The following is a 22,617-nucleotide window of genomic DNA, read 5'->3' on the forward strand; positions in this document are numbered from 1 at the left end:
TTACCCGGGCAGGTTCCTTGAATAAATATCAAAGGGTATGATCTCAGCCGCCCCGGAGGGGGGACAGCACCCCGTTATCGCCGCAAAGGTAATCCACGCCGGACTTCCTGCCGCCACGCCCGACCACCGGGAGCCCTTTTTTTGCTTCCCGATTTTGAATTACCTTTCGCTTCTACCAAATCTCAGTTACTACGTGGTGCGTTTATTCCCCCTGCTCTTCCTCCTGCTTCTGACCGCCTGCGGCAACGAGCCCCCGCCCAAGCCCGCCAACGTGCCCGCGCTTTCCGAACTGCCGCTCATTCCCCTGCCGGCTTCGATCGTGGACGGAGAAGGAGATGCGTATTACGAAACCTACTCCGGCAACGTGATGCCGAGTTCGGACGCCATTATCGGCGACGCCCAGCGCTACCTCTATTCCCGCCTGCCCGATCTGGTACTGCCCCTGCAGTTCGACGTGCGCAGTGACCTGACCGAAGGTGCCTACCGCATCAACTTCCGCGACGGTAATATCGAGGTCAGCGCCGGAACGCGCGACGGCATGCTCAACGCCGTCAAGACCCTGGAACAGGTGCTTCATTTTTCGGGCGCGGACGCGGGTGCCGTATACATCTCCGAAGGTACCATCAACGATGAGGCCCGCTTCCCCTATCGCGGTTTCATGCTCGACGTGGCCCGGCATTTCTTTGAGGTCGAAGAAGTGAAGGCCGTCATCGACCGCATTGCCCCCTACAAGATCAACCACCTTCACCTGCACCTGAGCGACGACCAGGGCTGGCGTATCGAGATCAAATCGTGGCCCAAGCTGACCGAGATCGGCGGCAAGTCGGAAGTCGGCGGCACCCCCGGCGGCTTCTACACGCAGGAGGATTACAGCGAGATCGTAGCCTACGCCGCCTCGCGCGGCATCACCATCGTGCCGGAAATCGATATGCCCGGCCATACCAACGCCGCCCTGTCGGCCTACCCCATCCTCAATGAAGACGGCAAGGCCACCGAGCCCTATACCGGTACCCGGGTAGGTTTCAGCACGCTGGACACCGACCAGGACTCCGTGTACGTATTCATCGACGACGTAGTGCGGGAGATCGGGGCCCTGACACCCGGCCCCTACTTCCACCTGGGCGGCGACGAAAGCGACGCCACCGACCACGAAGACTACGTCAAGTTCGTCAACGAGGTGCAAAAGATCATTAAGCGCAACGGCAAGCAACCCATGGGTTGGGACGAGGTAGCCACCTCCGCCCTGGAGCCGGGTACGGTCGTACAGTTGTGGGCCCACCCCGACTACGCCCTCAAGGCCCAGGCCGCGGGCAACCCGGTACTGATGAGTCCCGCCACCCGCGCCTACCTGGATATGCAGTACGACAGCACCTCGCGCATCGGACTGCACTGGGCGGCCTACATCGAAGTGGACTCCGCCTACCTCTGGGACCCCGCCACCATGGCCGAGGGACTTACCGATTCCGACATCATGGGCGTTGAAGCCCCGTTGTGGGGTGAGACCATCCAGAACCTCGAAGACATCGACTACCTCACCTTCCCCCGCCTGCTGGCCCTCGCCGAAGTGGGCTGGACGCCACAGGCGCGCCGCGACTGGGACGACTTCCGCCGCCGCCTCCGGGCGCACCAGGAATGGTTGCAAGAGCAGGGCATCGGCACCTACGATACCCGCGTACTGAAGGACGGTGGTGAGGAGGCGGAAGCGCCCGCAGAGACGGAAGCGGAGGCCGACGACCCTTCTAACTGATCCACGGCCCCCGGTTGCCGTTACTCCACCGCCTATGATCCGCTCCTGGTTACTTGCCGCCTTCCTTTCCCTCGCGGCAATGGGGGCCGGCAGGGCCTGTGCGACTATCTACGGTCCTCAAATCACCCCTGACACCTTACGACCGCAGGAACCGGTGGATTTTCCCTACTTCCGCGAATCGGTGCGCTTCCCCGGCGGTGCCGATACCGTAGAGCTGGCCGGTGAACTGACCCTGCCCACCGACGCCCCTGCCCGCGCATTGGCCGTTCTCATCAGTGGTTCAGGTCCCCAGGACCGCAACCAGGATTTGGGTCCCGTTATCAACCACCGTCCCTTTTTGGTGCTTAGCGACTATCTAACCCGGCGTGGCTACGGGGTGCTGCGCTACGACGAGCGCGGCGTGGGTGGGAGTACGGGTGACTTTTTCGGCGCCACTACAACCGACTTTGCGGAGGACGCGGCGGCGGCAGTAGCGTACCTCCGGGGGCGAAAAGCGTTCCGGGACGTACCCGTAGGCCTCATCGGCCACAGCGAAGGCGCGCTGGTGGCCCCCATGGTTGCCGCCGCTCAGACCCCTTCGGTAGACTTTCTAATTCTGCTGGCGGCACCGGGCCTGCCGCTGGACAGCCTGATGCTGGACCAGCGCCAAATGATTGCCGGACAGACGCCGCCGGACCAACCTGTCATCCGGGGGGCCTTCACGTACGTGAAGCAACATCCGAACCTGGATTCTGCCGCCTTTGTCCGGGAGCTGAAGGATACCATCCTTACGCTCCTGCCGCGGCTGGATTCCACGATCAGAAAGAGCATCTACGATCCGGCCACCTTTGCCGCTACCTACGCCCGAAGCCTGAGCAGCCCGTGGATCCGCCAATTCCTTTCCCTGGACCCGACGGTGTTCCTGGAGCGGGTGCGCGTGCCGGTGCTGGCCCTGAACGGAGAAAAAGACACCCAGGTGGGCATCAACAACCTGGAGGCGGTGGCCGCGGCCCTGGACCGCGGCGGTAATCCCGACTTTACCACCGTAGCCCTCCCCGATCTGAACCACCTGCTCCAGCCCGCCCTTACCGGCCACCCGAACGAATACGGGTCGATAATGACCACCCTCGACCCCCGCGTGCTGCAGCAACTTACGGACTGGCTGGACGCCCGCTACTGATGCCGGCCGCCCGACGAGTATATTAGCCATCACACAAGCACCAGCCATGAAACGACGCACCTTCCTTCAGACCGCCCCGGTACTTTTTGCGGGCCTGCCCCTCGGGCCGCTTCCCCACCCTTCCCGGCACCCGCGCGCCGCCGCCCCGCGGAAAGTAGCGTTGATCGGTTGCGGTTGGTACGGTAAGAGCGACCTCATGCGGCTAATCCAGGTGGCCGAGGTGGAAGTGGTGGCCCTGTGCGACGTAGACGAGCACATGCTGGCCGGTGCCGCGGCCCTGGTACGCCAGCGGATCCCCGGCGCGGAACCTAAACTGTACCTCGACTACGAGCGGCTCCTGCGGGAGGAAAGTCCGGAAATCGTGCTGGTCTGCACCCCCGACCATTGGCACGCCCTGCAGGCCGTGGCGGCCATTGAAGCCGGTGCCCACGTGTACCTGCAAAAGCCCGTCGGCGTAGACGTGCGTGAATGTGAGGCGGTGCTGGACGCGGCGCGCCGTCACGATCGCGTAGTGCAGGTGGGGCTACAGCGGCGCAGCACCCCCCACCTGGTGGAGGCCAAGCGCTACATCGTGGACGCCGGCAAACTAGGCACCGTAGCCCACGTGGAGGTGTGCTGCTACTACCACATGCGCGACCGTGCGGTACGACAGGAGGAGCCCGTTCCCGACTTCTTTAATTACGACATGTGGACGGGTCCGGCCCCCCTGCTGCCCTACAAGGGCCTGCCGCACCGCCGGTGGCGTTCGTTCTGGGCCTACGGCAACGGAATTGTCGGCGACATGTGTGTCCATATGTTCGACATGACTCGCTGGATGCTTGACCTCGGCTGGCCGCTGGAGGTGAGCAGCACGGGGGGCATCTACGTACAGACGGAGGCCGACGCCACCATCACCGATACCCAGCATGTGGTCTTTGAGTACGACGGGCTGAGCTGCGTATGGCAGCACCGCACCTGGGGTAAGGCCCCGGACCCGGAGTTTCCCTGGGCAATGAAGATTTACGGTGACCAGGGCACGCTGGAGGCCGATCCGCACAAATACGATTTTACGCCGGCCGGCGGCGAGACCGTGCGGGTGGAGGCCCGCTACGAGCGCGAAGAGTTCCCCGAGGACCTCGAAGAAAAGGACATCGAACTGCACGCCGCGCCGGCCACCCGCGCGCATTTTATTGACTTTCTGCGGGCCATTGATTCGGGGACGCGCCCGGTGGCGGACATTGAGGAGGGGGTGATTTCTTCGGCGGCCTGCATCCTGGGCAACCTGGCCATGCTCGACGGTGGCACCCTGAGCTACGACCCCGAGACGCGGACCCTCTCCGGCGGGGACGCGACCTTACTGGCCCGCCGCTACCGGGCACCCTACGAACGGCCCTAGTGGGGCTATCTTCGCGCCCATGTCGCAATCGCTTACGAATGCGCTGAAGTTCATTGTCTTCGTCGGACTGGGCTTTGGCATCCTTTACCTTGTATACCGCAACCAGCAGGAAGCCTACGCCGCCGACTGCGCCCTGCGGGGCCTCGCCGAAGGGGAATGCAGTTTGCTCGACAAGGTCCTGCGCGACTTTGCGGGAGCCAACTTCGCCTGGCTGGGTATGACGGTGGTGGCCTTCTGCGTCAGTAACCTCAGCCGCGCGCTGCGCTGGAACATGCTGCTGCGCACCCTGGGCAAGCGCCCCCGTCTGGTGAATGCCTTTCTGACCATCAACCTGGGCTACCTGGCCAACCTGGGCTTCCCGCGCCTCGGTGAGATCGCCCGGCCGGCGGCCATGGCGCGCTACGAGAAAATGAAGCTGGAGAAGGTGATTGGCACCGTGGTGGTCGACCGGATGGTCGACGTGATCTGTCTGCTTACCCTTTCGGGCCTGACGCTCCTGCTGGCCGGCGACCGCATTATGGCCTGGCTGACGGACAACGCCTCCGTGACCGGACGATTTGCGGGACTGGAGTGGCTGCTGCTGAGCGTGGTGGTGCTGGGAACGGCCGGACTGGCCCTGGCGTGGTTCCAGCGCCGGCGCATCGCCGCCACCCGGGTGGGCGACAAACTGATCAGCGTGATCCGCGGCTTCGTGGAGGGGCTGCGCACCATTGCTACCGTTGAGCGGCCCTGGCTGTTTGTCCTGCACAGCCTCAACATCTGGCTGATGTACTTCCTTATGACGCTCTTCGTCTTCCTTTCCTACGCGCCCACGGCGGACCTGGGACCGGAGGCCGCGCTGACCACCTTCGTGAGCGGGGGCTGGGGCATCGTCATTCCGAGTCCGGGCGGCATGGGCAGCTACCACTACCTGGCCCAGAGCGCCCTAGGCTTGTACGGGGTGGCCGGCGAGGACGGCTTCGCCTGGGCGAATATTTCCTTCTTTTCCATCAATATCGGCTGTAACGTGTTGATCGGCTTGATAGCCCTGTTGTTCCTGCCCCGGATCAACCGGAACTACGTGCCAACCTAAACCGTACCCTTGTTTCGCACCTGGCGCATCGGCCGCATCTTTGGTGTTCCCACCGAGTTGCACTGGTCCTTCCTGCTGGTCCCGGCCGCCATCCTGGTGTATGCCTACCAACCGGGGATCGGTTTGCGCTGGACGCAGGTGCAATGGTGGACGGGCATCACCGTCCTGCTGTTCCTCTTCGTGCTGATCCACGAGTTGGGTCACGCCCTCACTGCCCGGGCGCGGGGGGTAAGGGCCGAAAAGATCATCCTGTTTCCCCTCGGGGGCGGCGCCCTGATCCCGGACGAGCCGGAGCGCACCTTCGACCAGGTGCTGATCTATTTCGCGGGCCCGCTGGCCAATATTCTGCTGGCGCTGCTCACCCTGCCCGTGCTGCTCTGGCAACCCAACGGCATTTACCTGCTCCGCTTCTACCTGAACCCCTTCGGCAATCTCGTCGTGGTGCCAACCCTTACGGAACAGTTGCTCGGGATCACCTTGGCCGTCAACGCCATCCTGGCCCTCGGCAATCTCCTGCCGGCCTATCCCCTCGACGGGGGGCGCATCCTGCGGGCGCTGCTGAAAAAACCACTCGGTGAGCGGGTGGCTACCGTCATCACTACCCTGCTGGGCATAACGATCGGTGCCGGACTGGTGGGCTTGTCCTTTTCCATCGAAGACCCGCTGCTGGGACTGAGCGCGCTGTTCATCGTGTCCTTTTCCGCCATTGAGCTCAACCGGGGCTGGCAGCGCCGGCGCCTTTCCCGGGCCACCCTCGCGGATGTCCTTCGCACCCCCCTCAGGGAACGGATCTACGCCACCGACCGCGTGTACCGGGCCCGGGCCGTCTTCGCCGGTACCGACGCCAAGGTGCTCCCCGTCTATGACAACTGGAACCAGCTGAGCGGATTCGTGGAGCGGGAAGTACTGCTGCGGGAAGCCGACCGGGAGCACCCCGTAGAATACTATTACGAGGCGGAGTTCATCACGGCCACCGAGGAGGACAACCTGCTGGACCTGACCGAGCGGATCGTGGATGCCGACGTGTACGGTGCGGCCGTGTACGCCGGGGGGCAGGTGGTGGGCTTTGTGCTGACGGAGGACGTTATCCTGCACCTGGACCAGTCGCGGCGCAGGTTCTACAAGCGGTTTACAAGCCGAGCTGCGCCTTGACCAGGGCCATCAGATCGTCCGAGTCCCGGGCGAACAGAACGGTATTGAACTGGGAGGTATCGAACACCAGGACGTAGCCGTTTTCCTCGGCGACCTTTATGATCGCCGCCCGTGCTTCTTCAATGAGGGGCCCGAGCAATTCCCGGCGCCGCCTTTCCACGTCCTGGACCATCTGTTGTTCGTAGCGGACGATCTCTTCCCGGTCCTTGTTCAGCTCGGCGCGGAATTCTGCCACCTTCACCGGTGGGAGTTCGTCAATCTGCCCTTCCAGTTCGGTGACGCGGGCCCGCAATTGGGCGACCATCTCCTCCCCCTTTTTCATTAATTCAGCGTTGTACGCCGCCAACTGCTCGTCGGCGGCTTTCGTGCCCGGCACCTGCGCGATCAGGTTACCGAAGTTGAGATGGCCGTACTTCTGGGCGGTGAGCGAACCCACGGCGAGGAAACAGCCGAATACTATCACAATGAGACGGTGCATGAAAGGGAATTGGACGGTAAGGGTGCCACAATATACGGGAGATCGAGAGCGCGAGCGCACGGGGTATCATCACCTATCCTGGACAAAGAGTCAGGATAGCGATCGGGATAAATATTTTGTTTGAAATGTGGGATTTTTAAAACATTTAGCCCTACCTTGCAGCCCTAAGCAACCCACCCGTTATGAACCTTCCCATACCTACCGGCTGGCGTCTCTACCTCGAGGATCTGTACCGGCGACTGCACCGGCAGTTCACCAGTCCCTGGACCAAGGCCGCCGTTCTGCTCGTACTGGCGATCGTGGTTACCCGCAAGGAGTTGAGTTTTTCCCTTAGCATCGACGGCGGGCGCTGGTTGGGCGTGCAGCAATCCTCGGTATTCGACGGCGTGGGTGACGGCAACAGTTTCGTGGCCTTCCGGGGCGGTGACCGGCAGTGGACGGCGCGTGAGTTGGAGCAACTGGCTTACATTCGGCAGTACAAGAACATTGCCCTGCGGCAAATGGAAGAGCAGGGCATCCCGGCAAGCATCACCCTGGCCCAGGGCCTGCTCGAAAGCGGAGTCGGGCAAAGTACCCTGGCCGTAGAGAACAACAACCACTTCGGGTTGAAATGCTTCAGCAAGAGCTGCAGCAAGGGCCACTGCAGCAATCACAGCGACGACCATCACAAGGATTTCTTCCGCATTTTCTCCAGTCCGGAAGAGAGCTACCGGGCCCACGGGGAATTGCTGCAGAAGGACCGATACCAGGACCTGTTTCAGCTTGATCGGACGGACTTCCGGAGCTGGGCGCGCGGACTGAGCGCGGCAGGCTACGCGACGGATCCGAAGTACGCCGACAAGCTTATCCGGATGATCGAATCACTCGAGCTGCACCGGCTCGATTCGTAAAGAATATAAAGTTTGACGTTTTGAGTGTATATCAGGCCCGCCCCTCCCGGCGGGCTTTTTTTGGTCCCTAGCGGGCTACTTACCGATACAGAAATTGGAGAAGATGTTGCTGAGCAGATCGTCGGTGGAAATCTCCCCGGTGATCTCTGCAAGGTCCCGCAGGCTTTGGCGGATGTCCATGGCGATGAAGTCCTGGGAGAGGCCGGTTTCCAACCCTTTGGCCACGCGCTCGAGGGAAAGGTCGGCCCGCCGCAGGGCGTCGTAGTGTCGGGCATTGCTCAGGATGACTTCCTGGGCGTCTATTCCGCCCCGGCCTTCGGTTACCGTATCGAGCAGGGTATCGCGCAGATACTGCAGGTTGCTGCGTTCGCTGGCGATCATGGGGATGAACCTTTCGGGGGGTACCGTCCATTTGCCGGCGTAGTCCTGGCCGAAGTAGTGGTCGTACTTCGTGTAGGGGTTCAGGTCCATTTTGTTGGCTACCACCACCAGTTCGAGGTCTTCGCGGTAGAGGCGGTCCAGGTCCGCGGCAAGCGTGGCCGGGTCGGTCTCTACCACGTCGAAGACATAGACCAACAGGTGACCGACGGCAACCTGCTGTAGCGTTCGAGCCACGCCCATGGCCTCGATGGCGTCGGAGGCATCGCGGATACCGGCCGTGTCGACAAGTCGAAAGTGGATACCACCTATGTTGACGGCTTCCTCGATCGTATCGCGGGTGGTACCCGGAATGTCGGACACAATGGCGCGGTCTTCGTTCAGGAGGGCGTTCAGGAGGGTCGATTTTCCGGCATTGGGCCGGCCGGCGATAACGGTCGAGACCCCTTCCTTGATGGCGTTCCCGAGCCGGAAGGAGGTCGTCAGGTCCTCAATGCGTTTGCGTATCCGCGCCACCAGATCCGAAAGTTGCCGGCGGTCGGCAAATTCCACGTCCTCTTCCCCAAAATCCAGCTCCAGCTCGATGAGGCTGGCAAAGTCAATCAATTTTGTGCGCAGCTCCGTGATTTCGTTGCTTACGCCGCCGCGGAGTTGTCCCAGGGCGATGCGGTGCGCGGCAGCCGAACGGGAGGCAATCAGGTCGGCGACCGCTTCGGCCTGGCTCAGGTCGAGTTTGCCGTTCAGGAAGGCCCGCTGGCTGAACTCTCCGGGACCAGCGGGCCTGGCACCCGCGTCCCCGCCCAATTGAAGGATGCGCTGCAGGATGAAGGGGCTGCCGTGACAACTGATTTCCACGGCGTCCTCACCCGTATAGGAGGCCGGGGCCCGGTAGGTGGTCACCACTACCTCGTCGATGGCCTCGCCCGTGGGGTCCAACAGGGCGCCGAAGTAAGCCCGGCGGGGCGTGGCTTTCAGCAGTTCGCGGGAAGGGAAGAAGGGGTCAATCAGCCGGATCGCGTCGGGTCCGCTGAGGCGTACGATGCCGATCGCGCCTTCGCCCGGGGGTGTGGCGACGGCGATGATGGTGTCCTGGATCATGGTTTCGGGGGGGTAGCGCGGGGTAATACGATGCGAAAGGTAGTGCCCTTGCCGGGTTCGGAAGAGAGTACCGAAATCCGTCCCTGGTGGTATTCCTCAATAATGCGCTGCACCAGGCTAAGGCCGAGGCCCCAGCCCCGTTGTTTGGTGGTGAATCCGGGTTTGAATACGCGGCGGACGTTGCGGGGTGAGATACCCTTTCCGGTATCGCTGATGTCAATGATCACTTTGTTGTCCTTTTCGTGGACCACGCTGCTGATCTTTCCCTTGCCATCCATGGCGTCCAGGGCGTTGCGAAGGAGGTTCTCGATCACCCAGTCGAAAAGCAGCGGATTGATCGCCACGGGAAGGTCACCGGTGCTCGCGTCCGGGAAATTAAAGGTGACGCGGCGGGGGGCCCGCTTTTCCATGTACTCGCGGCAGCGGGCGAGCTCGGCGTAAATATTGGTGGGGTACAATTCCGGGGTGGCCCCGATCTTGCTGAAGCGGTTGGCGACCATCTCCAGGCGCTGCACGTCCTTTTGCAATTCCGCGGAGACGTCCATCAGGTCGGCGTTGTCGGCGTAGGAGAGGTTGAGGTGCTCGATCCATCCCATGATGGCACTGATGGGGGTGCCGAGCTGGTGGGCGGTTTCCTTGGCCATGCCGACCCAGACGCGGTTCTGCTCCGCCCGCCGTGCCTGGTTGATGCCGAATACGCCGATGACCAGGAAGGTGCCGATAAGCGCCAGTTGGATGTAGGGAAAGAGGCGCAGTTTCTGGATGAGCGTACTGGTGCCGAAATACATGAGTCCGCCGTACGGCATCTCGACGGGTGGTTTGCCGTATTCCTTCAGGTAATCCAGTTGCTCGAGGATGTAGGCGGTGTCGGACTCGCGGCCGCCCCAGTTGATGGCTTCCACGTAGCCGCCGCTCTGGAGGGCCCAGATGGCGGGGATGGTGGTGTTGTTCTCGATGATCGCCTGTTGGGTGGAGACGTCCTCCGCCGCGTCGCTGCCATCAAAGTTATTGATGTCGCGCATGGAGGCTTCGTAGAAGCGGACGTAGTTCTCCTCGATGACGGAAAGCTGGTTGGCCAATCGGTTGGTATACCACACCGAGGCTACGACGATGCCCAGGCCGATGAGGGCGAGGTAGAGGGGCCAGCGGGAGGTAGTAGGAAGGGGCATGATGGGGGGCTTTACCGGGCGGGGCCGTGGCCGGCCGGTGCCGCGTTCCGCTCGGTGAACGACGGCGGGAATGTAAGCCCAATAACGCGATTTCCGGTTTGTGCCCGCCCGATCGACGCGGCACAGAGGACGAACGCGGGTGCCGGCGATTTATTTTCGTTGGCCCGGATACTGACTCAGCCCCCGGCGGTAACGCCAAGATCCTTAAGGGCGCGGCGGCTGGCCAGCTGTTCGGCGCTCTTTTTATTGAAATCCTCGCCTACGGCCATGCGCTGCCCGTTGATGGTCACGGCCACGCGGAAGCGGTCGCGCTTGTCCTGCTTGAACCGCTTGAGGATCTCGTAGTCGACTTTCTGCCCGTTTTTCTGACAGTGCTCGAGCAATTGGCTCTTGTAGTTGTCGTCGTAGGTTTCCAGCGTGTCGATGTCTACGTAATCGCGTAGCATCCGCTGTACAACGAAGTGGGTGGTCCCAACGTATCCCTGCTCGACGTAGACGGCCCCGACAAGTGCTTCCACGGCGTTGCCCAGCATGGACCGGGCGATACGGGTGTTGTTGTAGGTGCTGAGCAATTCGTCAAGTCCCATATCGTAGCCGATGGTATTGAGCGATTTGCGCTTGACGATCTTGGAGCGCATTTTGGTCAGGAAGCCCTCATCCGCGGTGGGGTACTTTTTGTAGAGGTACTCGGCTACGATAGTACCAAGGACGGCGTCCCCGAGGAATTCCAGCCGTTCGTTGTTCTGCCCCCCGTAGGGCTGGTGGCGGTTATTGTCGTTGCTGCTTTTGTGAGAGAAAGCGAGTTTGAAGATATTCAGGTATGCCGGGGTGAAGCCCAGTAATCGGCGCAATCGCCGCACCAGTTCCTTCTCCGGAGAGAAGTAGCGATTATAGATCCTTCGTACTGCTTTTATCACTAGGTGGCGATATTGGGGCTAAAGGCTGATAGACATATTGCGACTATAACAAATTAGTCCGCAAAACGCTTAAAAATGGTGGCGGAGTTGTGTCCGCCGAAGCCAAAGGTGTTGCTCAGGGCCACGCGCACCGGCTTCTCTACTGCCTTATTGAAGGTCAGGTTGAGCCGCGGATCGATCTCGGGATCGTCGGTGAAGTGGTTGATGGTCGGGGGGATAAAGTTGTGCTGGATAGCCAGGACGCAGGCGATGGACTCGATGGCGGCTGCCGCGCCGAGGAGGTGGCCGGTCATGGACTTGGTAGAGCTGATGTTAAGGTCGTAAACCGCCTCGCCGAAGGCCAGTTGGATTGCCTTGAGCTCGGCGGTATCGCCGAGGGGGGTCGAAGTGCCGTGAGTATTGATGTAATCGACCTGTTCCGGCGACAGTCCGGCGTCCTTCATAGCGTTCAGCATGGCCATCTTGGCGCCGGTCCCGTCGGGATGCGGGGCGGAGATGTGGTAGGCGTCGGAGCTGGCGGCGTAACCGCCAATTTCGGCGAGGATGGTGGCACCACGGGCCTGGGCGTGTTCGAGGCTTTCCAGCACCAGCGCGCCGGCGCCCTCTCCGAGTACAAATCCGTCGCGGTCGGCGTCGTAGGGGCGGGATGCCTCGGCGGGGTTATCGTTGCGCGTGCTGAGGGCCTTCATGGAGTTGAAGCCCCCGATGGCGACCTTGGTGATGACGGCTTCCGAACCACCGGTCACCATCACATCGGCGCGCCCAAGGCGAATATCGTCGGCGGCGGAGGCCAGGGCGTGTCCGCCGGAAGCGCAGGCGCTGACCGTGGCGTAGCTGGGGCCACGCAAGTTGTAGCGCATGCTGATGTGCCCGGCACCCATATTGGCGATCATCCGTGGGATCATGAAGGGATTGTAGCGCGGCGTGCCGTCGCCTCCGTCGAAGATCTCGATTTGCTCCTCAAGTGAACGCAGGCCACCGATGCCGCTAGCCCAGATGCATCCGGCGCGGTCAGGATCTACGGAAGCGAGTGTTTGTCTGTCCTCACCCAAAAGTCCGGCCATTTCCAGGGCCTCGTCGGCCGTGTAGAGGGCCATGAGGGTGTAGCGATCCTGCCGGCGGGCTTCCCGCTTGTCTACCCGCTGGGTGGGATCCCAGTCCTGCACTTCGCAGGCAAACTGCGTCTTGAACTTGTCGGCGTCGAACTGGGTGATGGGGGTAGCCCCGCTGCGGCCGTTGCGCAGGCCTTCGAGGTATTCGGGGACGGAATTACCGATGGCGGTGAGGGCGCCGATGCCGGTGATGACTACTCGCTTCATGTTGCTGCTGTTTCTAAAAACCGCCGCCCGCTACCTGGTGGGGTAATCGGGCGGCGGAATAAAAGCGTTGGTGGTAAAATTACTTTTCCACGCTGCTTTCCAGGTAAGTAACGGCCTGGCCGACGGTCTGGATATTCTCCGCCTGCTCGTCCGGGATGCTGATGTCGAATTCTTTTTCGAACTCCATGATGAGTTCTACGGTGTCGAGGGAATCCGCGCCCAGGTCGTTCTGGAAACTGGCGTCCCGCGTTACCTCAGACTCGTCAACGCCTAGTTTGTCAACGATGATCTGCTTTACTTTTTCTTCAATACTGGCCATAATCAGGGGTGGCTTTTGTGATTTAATGCGGCCGCAAAGAAAGCCCGAAAGGTTTACTTGCGCAAGTTCAGCGGCAAATCGAGGCTGGCCGGGCGGCAAGGTAACACTCCTGACGACAACCCGCCGCCCGACGATCATATTAGTTAAAAGCGGGCGCCGAGGGTAAGGACCACTCCGGCGGGATCTTCCTTGCCCTCCGGATAGTGGTCCGTAAGGCTCAGCAGATAATGTACCCCTACCGTGACCGTGTCCAGATAAAGGCGCGCGCCGGCCCGGAGGCTCCAGTCCAGTTCGCGCATAAAATCCGGAGCGGCGTCACTTCCCAGGGTCAGTCCGGGGGCCAAAGCGAGTGAGGGCACCAGGTTCAGGTCGAAATCGGGCGCCAGCAGGCGGTAGGCCACCCCAAGGGGAAGGTGCACCCGGCCGTAGGAGAAGTCGCCCGACGCCCCACCCTCGTACCGCTGCTGCACGTAAAACAGTCCCCCCAAAGGGGCCAACTGCCCGGCCCCAAGCAGCGCGTCGATTCCCAGAAGGTAGCGGCTGCCTTTAAGGTCCCCGCCTGTCGTTGAAAGACGGTCTTTGCCCGGCACGAAGCCGACGTACGGATTGACTTCTACCTGTCCGCTAATCGGGATAAGAAAAAACAGTCCGGCAATAAAAAAGAGGCAGCGCAGAAACATGGGCGAAAGGGTTGTGGGGCTATTCATGAACCGATTAAACGTAATTTTGTCCCAAAGTGTCCCCGCCCACGACCAAATCCGCGGTCGGGGCGGAAAATAAGGACCCACTACCGCACGTTGGGGTAGTCTCTAACCCCAGGCGGTTTTCTCAGGGTGGCGCTTGTGCCCGTGCTCCGTCGGAATCTTAATCAACCTATGCGACAACTCCTGTTTACCCTGCTTGCCCTCACCGCCCTCTGCGTTCCGGGAACGTCCCTTTACGGCCAGATCGGCGCCTGCGTCGTCGGCCCCGACGGCAACAAGACCATGCCCGGCACCGGTGGCCCCTGCGTGAACACCGTCGTTTCGGCCGTGCCCTTCCTCCGAATTGCCCCCGACGCCCGCGGTGCCGCCATGGGCGACGTCGGCGTGGCCCTCAGCCCCGACGCCAACGCCCTGCACTACAACGCCAGCCGCCTGGCCTTCTCCGAGGAAGACCTCGCCCTCAGTGCAACCTACACCCCCTGGCTGCAGGCGCTGGGCCTGAACGACGTTTACCTGGCCTACCTCGGTGGGTTCAAGAAACTGGACGAGAACCAGGCCGTGGGCGCCAGCTTGCGCTACTTCAGCCTGGGTGATATCCAGTACACCGACGAAAACAACACCTCGCTGGGTACCGGCAAGCCGAACGAATTTGAAGTGGCCCTGGCCTACAGCCGCCGGCTCACGCAGAACCTGGGCCTGTCGATCACGGCCAAATACATCAACTCCAACCTGGCCTCCGGGCAGCAGGTGCAGGGACAGATCATCCAGGCCGGACAGGCTTTCGCGGCCGACCTCGGGGTTAATTTCCGCAGCGAACCCCTGGGGGTAAACGGTAATATCCTCTCCATCGGGGGTGCCGTGACCAACATCGGCAACAAGATCTCATACACCCTGGACACCATCCGCGACTTCCTGCCCGCCAACCTGGCCCTCGGCGCGGCCTACACAATGAATCTTGACGAGTACAACCAGATCACCTTCACGGCCGAAACCAACAAATTGCTGGTACCTACGCCCTGTGACGGAACACCCACCTGCAAGCGTACCCAGAACGAGATCGACGACCTCTCCCCCATTGCCGGTATTCTGACCAGCTTCAGCGACGCGCCGGACGGGTTCAACGAAGAACTGCGGGAGTTCACCATCGGCGTGGGTGCAGAATACTGGTACGCCCAGCAGTTTGCCGTGCGGGCCGGCTACTTCCACGAGAACCAGACCAAGGGTGGCCGCAGGTACCTCACCGCCGGCCTGGGGCTTAAGTACAACATCTTTGGTATCAACCTGAGCTACTTGGTCCCCACCAGCAACCAGCGCAACCCTCTCGACAACACCCTCCGCTTCAGCCTGCTGTTTGATTTCGGTGCCACCGCCCAGCCCTAGCCCATCCACCCGGGTATGGGGTGCGAAAGTAAAATCATGGGGTTGCCGGAGTAAATTTTCTGGCATTTCGCAATAATTTCTCATCGCTGCCCGTATATTGCAGCAGACTACCGGCGGCACGCGCCGCCTTAAAGACTTTTTATAACTGGGGTTTAGTTCAGGAAAGGTGTGGCACTTGTGCCGCACCTTTCTCTTTTTCCCCTGATTGGTGGTATTTTTCTGCCCCCTCTCATGACGTCTGCCCTCTACCCCTTCCCCCGCTTTTACCATCCCGCTCCGGGCATTCACGAGACGCTGCCCGTTACGCGCGACGGTATCCGGCAATTGTCGCCCTTTCCCTTTACCGTCACGGAAGGGCCTTCCTTTCCCCGGTTGAGCATCCGAAACGGGGAAAACGGCCGTACCGCGCACGGCATCTGCGGGTTGCTGCCCGCCAGCACGTTCTCCGACGGAACCGTACGCCCACACGAACGCACCCTCACCGCCCGCCTCAACCGTCAACAGCGGCTGGTATCCTCTGATCGTGGCGCCCTCGGGAAGCCCGTCCTGCTGACGACGCCATCCCTTGACTCCTGCCTGTCCGCCCTGTCGCCCGGCTCGGAGGAAGACCAGGTGATCTTCTACGGCAATGACCACATTTACCGCCTGCACCACGGGGGGGCGAACGGCAACCATCCGCTCGAGGTCCCCGGCACGCTGGTAATTGCTGACGGACACCACCGTGCCTATACCCACGCCCAGTTGGCGGATGAGGGGGATGCTTCCTGCTCCTTCATTCCCGTCGTGATCGTGGGCGCCGACGAACTCCACATCGGTACTTTCCTGCGCCTGATCGATGGGGAAGGCCGATCGGTTGAGGAACTGCAACAACAACTGACCCCCTACTTCAACATCCGCCCCCTGGACCGCCCGGTAGCCCCCGCTGCTCCCGGTCACTGGCTGCTCAGTTTTCGCAATGCGCATTTCGAACTCACCAAGCGCGAGAACACCCTCGTAGACACCGATCCGGGCTGGCTGAATTTGCAGGTCCTGCCCCACGTCTTCGGCATCCATGACACCCGCACCGACGCCCGCATCACTTCGGTCGACCCCCCACCTTTAGTCGACGGCGCCGTAGTCTTCTCCCCCGACGATGACGACAAGATCAAGCTCCTCGGCTTTCCCCTCAGTCGCCAAAGCTTCTTTTCCGAAGTGGAAGCCGGTCGTACCCTGCCGCCCAAGAGTACGCGCTTTGAGCCACGGGTGCCTAGTGGGTTGTTGGTTTGGATGCCTTAGTTGTTGGTTGGTGAGTTGCGTGCCATTCTTGCCTCGCTATGTTTGGCATCCGTGATTGCGCCTATGGGTTGTTTGAGTCCGCGGCCACCGTTTACTGGCCGACTCAGCGTCCGAGTGCGTCCGCAACCCGCCACTTGCATTATGCCAAGCCCAAGGACGAACTATGGGTGGACAAGGCAGAACCGCCCTCCCCCGAGCGAAGCGAGGGAAAAATGTAAGACCGCCTTCACCCCTTCACCCCTTGAACTCGCCCCCGAGCGAAGCGAGGGACAAATGTGAGACGGCCTTCACCCCTTCACCCCTTGGCACCTTCACCCCTTGAACTCCCCCCTTACTTAAACCGAATAGCCTTTACCGGATCGATCTTAGTAACCAGGTAAGAAGGCAGCACCAGAAACAGCAGCGTAACGCAGAAGGTGCCGAGGTTGAGGCCGAGGATGGTCATCCATTCGAGTTTGATGGGGGCTACGGCCAGGTAGTAGCTTTCTTCGTCCAGCTGGACAACGCCGTAGGTTTTCTGGATCCAGGCCAGTCCGAGGCCGAGGAGGTTGCCGAGTAGCAAGCCCACCACCACGATGAAGCCGGCGTAGTAGAGGAATATCTTCCGGATGCCCCAGTTGTCTTGCCCCAGGGCCTTGAGGGTGCCGATCATGTTGGTGCGCTCGAGGATGAGGATCAGGAGGGCCGTCATCATGTTGATAATGGCCACCAATACGACGAGGATGAGGATGATGATGCCGTTGTAATCCTGGATGTCCAGCCAGTTGAACAGTTCACGCAGCTTGTTGCGGATGCTGTCGGCGTAGAGGTCCTGCGGCAGGACGTCGTAGTGGATGTAATCGGAAAAGGCGTCGAGGTCATCTATATTATCCAGCACGACTTCAAAGCCGCCCACCTGGTCGTTGCGCCAGTTGAGCAGTCGGCGCAACTGCTTGATGTCGACAATAGCAAATTTGCTGTCGTACTCCTCCAGACCGGTCTTGTAGATGCCGCGTACCGTGAAGGCGCGCGTCTTTTCTTCCCGCAGACCACTAAAGTAGACGAAATCTACCCGATCGCCCACACCGATCTTGAGGCGGCGCGCCGTGCTGTTGGAGATCAAGATTTCACGGGAGGTGGAGTCCGGCACCACGGTGAGCCGCTCCCCCTCCACGAGGTACTGGCCGAAATCGTCCCAGGCGAAGTCTTCCGCAATCCCCTTCAGGATTAGGGGCTCGGTATCGGCCAGGCGTTCCCCTTCCTGGAAGGAGGAGATGATACCGGGCAGGAGGATGAACTGCTGGATGTGCTTCACCCCGGCCCTGGTGGTACGCACTTCCGCCCGATTGTCACCGAAGGGATCGGTAAAGTCACGGTACTCGATCGGCCCCAGGTCTTCCAGGCCGGGATAAAAGTCCTGCTGCGTACTGATCGGAAACTCCGAGGTGAGCATGATGTCGCTGGCGGCCTGCTCCTCAGTGATGTGGATGTGGCCCCAAAATCCAAAGATCTTGACGGAAATTTCCGACTTGAAGCCCGAGATCAGGGCACTGGCCAGCACCATCACGGCCATGGAAATGGCCACGGCGGCTACGGCAATACCGATGATGGTACGGCTGATCGACTGGCTGCCGCCCTTGGCGACGCCCCGGGCCAGGAAGAGGGGAAGGTTCATGGACGGACAAAGATAGCACGCTACGGCCCCGTCCGGAACCGAAAAGCCCGGCATCCTCCCACGGGATGCGGCACCCGCGCCCGCGCCATCGGAAGCGTCCATGCTATATTTGCGGCCTTGTACGCATAACCCCTGATCGCTTTATGGATTTTATCGCCGAACTCGAGTGGCGTGGCATGCTCCACCAGCTTACCCCGGGCATCCGGGAACACCTTGCCGAAGCGCCCCGCCGGGCCTACATCGGCTTTGACCCTACCGCGCCCTCGCTGACCATCGGCAACTACGTACAGGTGATGCTGCTGCTGCACTGGATGCGCGCGGGCCACGAAGCAGTGGTGCTTTTCGGCGGTGCTACGGGCCGCATCGGTGACCCGAGCTTCAAAGAGCAGGAACGCGACCTGAAGACCTACGACGAGCTCGACCACAACCTCGCCCACCAGCAACGGCAGATGGAACGGCTGCTGGATCTGGGCGCCCCGATAGCTACTGGGGCAGGTGCCGGGGAATCCACCCGAGGGCGGGCCACCGTGGTCAACAACCTCGACTTCTACCGGGAGATGAACGTGCTGGACTTCCTGCGCGACGTGGGCAAGACCCTGACCGTCAGCTACATGATGAGCAAGGATAGCGTCAAGAACCGCCTGGAGACCGGTATGTCATTCACCGAATTCAGCTACCAGTTGCTGCAGGGCTACGACTTCCAGAAATTGTACGCCGAAAAGGGAGTGACGGTGCAGATGGGTGGCTCCGACCAGTGGGGCAACATCACCAGCGGCACGGAGTTCGTGCGCCGCAACCTCGAGGCGAAGGCTTACGCCGTCACCACCCCCCTGCTCACCAAAGCAGACGGCAGCAAGTTCGGAAAGAGCGCGGAAGGCAACATCTGGTTGGACGCCGACCTCACCAGTCCGTACGATTTCTACCAGTTCTGGGTGCGGGCCGACGACGCCGACGTGCCGACCTACCTGAAGTACTTCTCACTGCGCGACAAGGAGAGCATATTGTCCGACTGCGCGGTCCTGGAAGCCCACCTGGGCGGCGAAGACCGCTACCGTGAAGTCAGCGCCATCAAATCGGCCCTGGCCGCCGAGCTGACCCGCCGCATCCACGGTGCCGAAGGGCTGCTTACCGCCGAGCGCGTCACCAACCTCCTCTGGGGGCGGGGTGCCACGCCGGAAGACCTGCGGGCACTAGACGCCAAGGCCTTCCGGGCCCTGAGCGGCAACATCCCGACCTTCGAAATTGCCGCGGACACCCTGCCCACCCTGCTCCTCGACCTGCTGTCGGAACACAGCACCGTCACGGGCAGCAAAAGCGAAGCGAAACGCGCCGTACAGGGGAACGCCATTTCCGTAAACAAGGAAAAGGTAACGGACGTAGACGCTTCCGTCGGCCCCGAAGACCTGCTGCACGGCCGCTACCTCATGGTCGAGAACGGGAAGAAAAACCGCTACCTGTTTGCCGTGGAGCGGGCCGGTTAAAGGCGCCTGGGCTGACAGGAGGCTGATCCAGGGGGGCTAGGCGCGGCGGCAGTTGACGGGGGTTTTTGAACCCACTCTTCCCTTTTTAGCCTAACGAATGACCCGGGGGGATGGGGCAACCGATGGTAGCATTCTTCGAAACGTGGATTTATACCCTATTTTGACGGATCAAAGCGGACTGAGCCCCCCAACACGCTTGTAAATGCACTGGAATTTTACTGTTTCTCCCTTCCCGCGGGGCCGCATGCCCCTGCACGGGATGGTCGGGTTTTTCCTTCTACTCTGTGGAATGCTCAGCGCCGCCCCCCCCTCTCCTACCGCCGGCGGTGCCATCGCCAGGATCGAAAACCTCACCAAACTGCCCGGCACCAACCGCGCCTTTCCCGCTGAGGATTTCTTCACCTTTCACCGCAGCCAGCGCGAAACGAATGGCCAGGGGACAACCTTGTGGTTCTCGGATGCAGCAACCATGCGCATCCACAACGATGGAACCAATCCGCTGGTCATTACCCGGCTTACGACCACGAACACCGCCAACTTCACGATCAGCGGCGTCAGTATCCCCTCCGGCGGGCTGGAAATCGCGCCCGGTAGTTACCGCGATGTAGTGGTCAATTTCGTCACCGATGGCGGCGAGGCAAAGCGCCTGCTTACCGAACGCCTGGTGATGGACAGCAACGCGGACAATGCGGCCAGTGTAAGTGCCACCTTCCGCGGGGCTTACATGACCTACGTCGAGGGTGGCAGTGAGATCAATGTTCAGCAGGTATTTGAATCTTTCGGATTCGGAACCAGGATGGGCGTTGACAACAACGGTAACCTGCAGGTGCGCCCCAGCTCCGATTACCCCAACGCCAACCGGGTCAATTCCGGCCAGGAAGGTGACCTGATCATTCCCGGCCTGTTCGTGCAGGCCAACACCGGAAAGCCCGTCAGCATGATCCAGATGGCGGCCTTCCACGGTCCCGGGTACGCCCCGACCGAACTGCGCAACGCCGCCGCCTCCAACATCGTTGGTGGCATGAAATACCTCCACGGGGAAAAGTCGCACCAGACCCTCCTGCCCCGCCTCTCGGACACAAGCAACGAGCCCGCGGGCGACCATACCGCCTCCATCGGAGAGCCCTTCCAGATCCTGGTAGCTGGTTTCAAGAGCACTGGTGGTGGTTACGACGGATCGCGGGAGAATGAACTCCTCGGCGTGCGCATCTACCGGGCGATCGACCGCAACGGCAGGGTGCTGCCCAACGAATACATTATCATTCAGGACTACATCGGCAACGGATGTGGTGCCGGGTCGAGCAATTGCGACTGGAACGACAACGTATCCTATATTACCAACGTGCGCCCCCAGGCCGTTCCCAGCAGCCGGGACATTGCCGACGTTTCGGTAGCCGATGGCGTCACCAAGGTATACCCCGTTGACATTTACTTCGACCGCGGTTACCCGGGCAACCAGCTGACCTACGCGGCCCGCCAAAGCGGTGGTACCAGTCTGCCCTCCTGGATCACCCTGGACCGCGCCACCGGTACCTTCACCGTCACCGCCCCGGCATCCGCAACAGGGCGAACCTTTTCGATTGAGGTTACAGCAACGGATTTCAACAACCTGAAGACTACCTCCACCTTTTCCGTCACGGTGGATGGATCGCCCGAAGAGCCGGCCCCGCCCCCGCCGCCGCCCGCCGCCGCCAGTGATTTCTGGCTCGAGGCCGAGTGTGCCCAAGTGGGCAGCGGGTGGACTAAGGAATCGTCGGGCAACGCTTCCAACGGCAGTTACGTGGTGTTCAAGAACGGTGATTCCTACAATACCCCGCCCGCCGATGATGCCGCCAACCGCGTACGCTTCGTGGTGGCCGGTGCCTCCGCTGGCAACTACCGCCTGTTCGCCCGTATTGACGCCCGCACGGGGCTGGACGATTCATTCTGGGTACGCCTAAACAACGGAGCGTGGTACAAATGGTCCGGCGGAATCGACCAGGGCGTGGGCTTCGCGTGGAACGAACTTCCGGGTACGCCTCTGGCCCTCAAGGAAGGGACCAATACGGTCGATTTCGCCTTCCGGGAAGATGGCACGCGCCTGGACAAAATCTACCTGACCGCCGGTGGATCCCGACCAAACGGAACCGGCTCAACGGCTACCAATTGCGGTGCCGCGGAAGGCAGCACCACCTTCTGGTTCGAAGCGGAATGCGGCAGCCTCGGCAGTGGCTGGGAAACCTTCGCCGCTACCGCAGCCTCCAATGCCAAATACGTGATGTTCACCGGTGATCGCCGCACGAGCGAGCCCACCACCAATGAACCCGCGCAGCAGGTTACTTACCAGGCCGACGTCAGTACGGCCGGAACCTACCACCTCTTCCTGCGGCTCGACGCCCCCGATCCCGGCCGCAACTCCGTTTGGGTACGCATCGACGAAGGCAACTGGGTGAAAATGTGGGAAGAGATTGGCGGTGCGCAGCTGCTGACAACCGGCTTCGAATGGCGAAAGGTCAACCATGACGGGGTGGACGTTTCCTTCCCCCTTTCGGCCGGAAAACACACCATTCGGATAGCCAACCGGGAGCCCGGCACCCGCCTGGACAAGATATACCTCTCCCAAAACGGCAGTACCCCAAGTGGAACCGGCTCACCTGCCACCAATTGCACCTCCGCTGCGTCGGCTACCGTCGCGCGCACGGAATTGGCCTCCCCTGCCCCGGCCGTTGAGGTCCAATCGCAATTCGCCCTTTATCCCAACCCGACGCGGGGCGAGTTGAATATGGAATGGGAAAGCGACTTCACCGGCCCGGTGGAAGTGAGAATTTTTGACCTGACCGGCGCTACGGTGCGTCAACTACGCGTGGAGAAACCGGACGGCTGGATGAAAACCGGCCTGGAGATTTCCGATCTGCCCCCCGGCACCTACCGTCTGCTTCTGATCGAGGACGGGCGGCAAACCGTACGACCGTTTGTGAAACTTCGGTAGTTCATTCCGATAGATTGAAACCCCGGGGGCCGCGTCGATGACGCGGCCCCCTCTTATTTGGCCAAACTGTACATAATAGTAT

At 61.3% G+C, this 22,617-nt stretch carries 18 protein-coding genes; 10 read left to right on the forward strand and 8 right to left on the reverse strand.

The genetic code is table 11. The annotated features are described in order from the left end of the window. Positions 1-37 precede the first annotated feature (37 nt). From E4021_RS06840 to E4021_RS06860, 5 genes are read left to right on the forward strand one after another with little or no spacing between them, the layout of a single operon-like run. On the forward strand, positions 38-1,747 hold the full coding sequence (locus tag E4021_RS06840) for a family 20 glycosylhydrolase (protein WP_136457718.1): 1,710 nt from the start codon (positions 38-40) through the stop codon (positions 1,745-1,747). A 34-nt stretch (positions 1,748-1,781) separates the two neighbouring features. Next, positions 1,782-2,906, forward strand: coding sequence for an alpha/beta hydrolase family protein (locus E4021_RS06845; RefSeq protein ID WP_136457720.1), 1,125 nt, complete (start codon positions 1,782-1,784; stop codon positions 2,904-2,906). Positions 2,907-2,952: 46 nt separating this feature from the next. Continuing rightward, positions 2,953-4,281 (forward strand): Gfo/Idh/MocA family protein, encoded by a 1,329-nt coding sequence (locus tag E4021_RS06850; protein WP_136457722.1) that lies wholly within the window; start codon positions 2,953-2,955, stop codon positions 4,279-4,281. A gap of 19 nt (positions 4,282-4,300) precedes the next feature. Next, positions 4,301-5,353, forward strand: a complete 1,053-nt coding sequence (locus E4021_RS06855; RefSeq protein ID WP_136457724.1) for a lysylphosphatidylglycerol synthase transmembrane domain-containing protein — start codon at positions 4,301-4,303, stop codon at positions 5,351-5,353. 9 nt (positions 5,354-5,362) lie between these two features. Continuing rightward, positions 5,363-6,505, forward strand: a complete 1,143-nt coding sequence (locus E4021_RS06860) for a M50 family metallopeptidase (protein WP_136457726.1) — start codon at positions 5,363-5,365, stop codon at positions 6,503-6,505. On the opposite strand, the gene E4021_RS06865 is transcribed toward E4021_RS06860, so the two are convergent. After that, a complete protein-coding gene (locus E4021_RS06865) occupies positions 6,483-6,983 on the reverse strand; it encodes an OmpH family outer membrane protein (protein WP_136457728.1) in 501 nt (166 codons plus the stop codon). The genes E4021_RS06860 and E4021_RS06865 overlap by 23 nt on opposite strands. 182 nt (positions 6,984-7,165) lie before the next feature. Between E4021_RS06865 and E4021_RS06870 the strand changes: the two genes are divergently transcribed. Beyond that, entirely contained in the window at positions 7,166-7,873 is a 708-nt protein-coding gene (locus E4021_RS06870; RefSeq protein WP_136457729.1) for a glycoside hydrolase family 73 protein, read from the forward strand. 75 nt (positions 7,874-7,948) lie between these two features. On the opposite strand, the gene mnmE is transcribed toward E4021_RS06870, so the two are convergent. The 6 genes from mnmE to E4021_RS06900 form a co-directional block, all read right to left on the reverse strand. Beyond that, positions 7,949-9,349, reverse strand: coding sequence for a tRNA uridine-5-carboxymethylaminomethyl(34) synthesis GTPase MnmE (gene mnmE / locus E4021_RS06875; protein WP_136457731.1), 1,401 nt, complete (start codon positions 9,347-9,349; stop codon positions 7,949-7,951). Beyond that, positions 9,346-10,518 carry a sensor histidine kinase gene (locus tag E4021_RS06880; RefSeq protein ID WP_168797497.1) on the reverse strand — a complete coding sequence of 391 codons (1,173 nt, stop codon included), beginning with the start codon at positions 10,516-10,518 and terminating at the stop codon, positions 9,346-9,348. Before E4021_RS06880 ends, mnmE begins: the two co-directional genes overlap by 4 nt. A gap of 176 nt (positions 10,519-10,694) precedes the next feature. Beyond that, on the reverse strand, positions 10,695-11,435 hold the full coding sequence (gene rnc / locus E4021_RS06885) for a ribonuclease III (protein WP_246050241.1): 741 nt from the start codon (positions 11,433-11,435) through the stop codon (positions 10,695-10,697). 53 nt (positions 11,436-11,488) lie between these two features. Continuing rightward, complete coding sequence (gene fabF, locus E4021_RS06890; protein WP_136457733.1) at positions 11,489-12,754, reverse strand: beta-ketoacyl-ACP synthase II; 1,266 nt, start codon at positions 12,752-12,754, stop codon at positions 11,489-11,491. Positions 12,755-12,833: 79 nt separating this feature from the next. Further along, a complete protein-coding gene (locus E4021_RS06895) occupies positions 12,834-13,073 on the reverse strand; it encodes an acyl carrier protein (RefSeq protein ID WP_099105650.1) in 240 nt (79 codons plus the stop codon). 143 nt (positions 13,074-13,216) lie between these two features. Beyond that, positions 13,217-13,753 (reverse strand): hypothetical protein, encoded by a 537-nt coding sequence (locus tag E4021_RS06900; RefSeq protein WP_136457735.1) that lies wholly within the window; start codon positions 13,751-13,753, stop codon positions 13,217-13,219. Between the two features lie 195 nt (positions 13,754-13,948). Between E4021_RS06900 and porV the strand changes: the two genes are divergently transcribed. Both porV and E4021_RS06910 read left to right on the forward strand, forming a co-directional pair. Continuing rightward, entirely contained in the window at positions 13,949-15,157 is a 1,209-nt protein-coding gene (porV, locus tag E4021_RS06905; protein ID WP_136457737.1) for a type IX secretion system outer membrane channel protein PorV, read from the forward strand. 231 nt (positions 15,158-15,388) lie between these two features. Beyond that, complete coding sequence (locus E4021_RS06910; protein ID WP_136457739.1) at positions 15,389-16,432, forward strand: DUF1015 family protein; 1,044 nt, start codon at positions 15,389-15,391, stop codon at positions 16,430-16,432. A 331-nt stretch (positions 16,433-16,763) separates the two neighbouring features. Here the strand turns inward: E4021_RS06910 and E4021_RS06915 are convergent, their stop codons facing one another. Further along, entirely contained in the window at positions 16,764-18,086 is a 1,323-nt protein-coding gene (locus E4021_RS06915; protein WP_136457741.1) for an ABC transporter permease, read from the reverse strand. A 143-nt stretch (positions 18,087-18,229) separates the two neighbouring features. Here E4021_RS06915 and tyrS point away from each other — a divergent pair, with 143 nt between their 5' ends. Further along, on the forward strand, positions 18,230-19,567 hold the full coding sequence (gene tyrS, locus E4021_RS06920) for a tyrosine--tRNA ligase (protein WP_136457743.1): 1,338 nt from the start codon (positions 18,230-18,232) through the stop codon (positions 19,565-19,567). A 202-nt stretch (positions 19,568-19,769) separates the two neighbouring features. After that, positions 19,770-22,535 (forward strand): putative Ig domain-containing protein, encoded by a 2,766-nt coding sequence (locus tag E4021_RS06925; protein WP_136457745.1) that lies wholly within the window; start codon positions 19,770-19,772, stop codon positions 22,533-22,535. The last annotated feature ends 82 nt before the right edge of the window (positions 22,536-22,617 follow it).

The organism is Neolewinella litorea (assembly GCF_004803465.1).
GTDB lineage: Bacteria > Bacteroidota > Bacteroidia > Chitinophagales > Saprospiraceae > Neolewinella > Neolewinella litorea.

What these genes read in the sequence shown, in the direction of transcription:
- E4021_RS06855 (WP_136457724.1), top strand. Translation starts at nt 4,301, where the DNA reads ATGTCGCAATCGCTTACGAATGCGCTGAAGTTCATTGTCTTCGTCGGA.
- E4021_RS06870 (WP_136457729.1), top strand. Translation starts at nt 7,166, where the DNA reads ATGAACCTTCCCATACCTACCGGCTGGCGTCTCTACCTCGAGGATCTG.
- E4021_RS06895 (WP_099105650.1), bottom strand. Translation starts at nt 13,073, where the DNA reads ATGGCCAGTATTGAAGAAAAAGTAAAGCAGATCATCGTTGACAAACTA.
- E4021_RS06845 (WP_136457720.1), top strand. Translation starts at nt 1,782, where the DNA reads ATGATCCGCTCCTGGTTACTTGCCGCCTTCCTTTCCCTCGCGGCAATG.
- E4021_RS06850 (WP_136457722.1), top strand. Translation starts at nt 2,953, where the DNA reads ATGAAACGACGCACCTTCCTTCAGACCGCCCCGGTACTTTTTGCGGGC.
- tyrS (WP_136457743.1), top strand. Translation starts at nt 18,230, where the DNA reads ATGGATTTTATCGCCGAACTCGAGTGGCGTGGCATGCTCCACCAGCTT.
- E4021_RS06840 (WP_136457718.1), top strand. Translation starts at nt 38, where the DNA reads ATGATCTCAGCCGCCCCGGAGGGGGGACAGCACCCCGTTATCGCCGCA.
- fabF (WP_136457733.1), bottom strand. Translation starts at nt 12,754, where the DNA reads ATGAAGCGAGTAGTCATCACCGGCATCGGCGCCCTCACCGCCATCGGT.
- E4021_RS06900 (WP_136457735.1), bottom strand. Translation starts at nt 13,753, where the DNA reads ATGTTTCTGCGCTGCCTCTTTTTTATTGCCGGACTGTTTTTTCTTATC.
- mnmE (WP_136457731.1), bottom strand. Translation starts at nt 9,349, where the DNA reads ATGATCCAGGACACCATCATCGCCGTCGCCACACCCCCGGGCGAAGGC.
- E4021_RS06880 (WP_168797497.1), bottom strand. Translation starts at nt 10,518, where the DNA reads ATGCCCCTTCCTACTACCTCCCGCTGGCCCCTCTACCTCGCCCTCATC.
- E4021_RS06865 (WP_136457728.1), bottom strand. Translation starts at nt 6,983, where the DNA reads ATGCACCGTCTCATTGTGATAGTATTCGGCTGTTTCCTCGCCGTGGGT.
- porV (WP_136457737.1), top strand. Translation starts at nt 13,949, where the DNA reads ATGCGACAACTCCTGTTTACCCTGCTTGCCCTCACCGCCCTCTGCGTT.
- E4021_RS06925 (WP_136457745.1), top strand. Translation starts at nt 19,770, where the DNA reads ATGCACTGGAATTTTACTGTTTCTCCCTTCCCGCGGGGCCGCATGCCC.
- E4021_RS06915 (WP_136457741.1), bottom strand. Translation starts at nt 18,086, where the DNA reads ATGAACCTTCCCCTCTTCCTGGCCCGGGGCGTCGCCAAGGGCGGCAGC.
- E4021_RS06910 (WP_136457739.1), top strand. Translation starts at nt 15,389, where the DNA reads ATGACGTCTGCCCTCTACCCCTTCCCCCGCTTTTACCATCCCGCTCCG.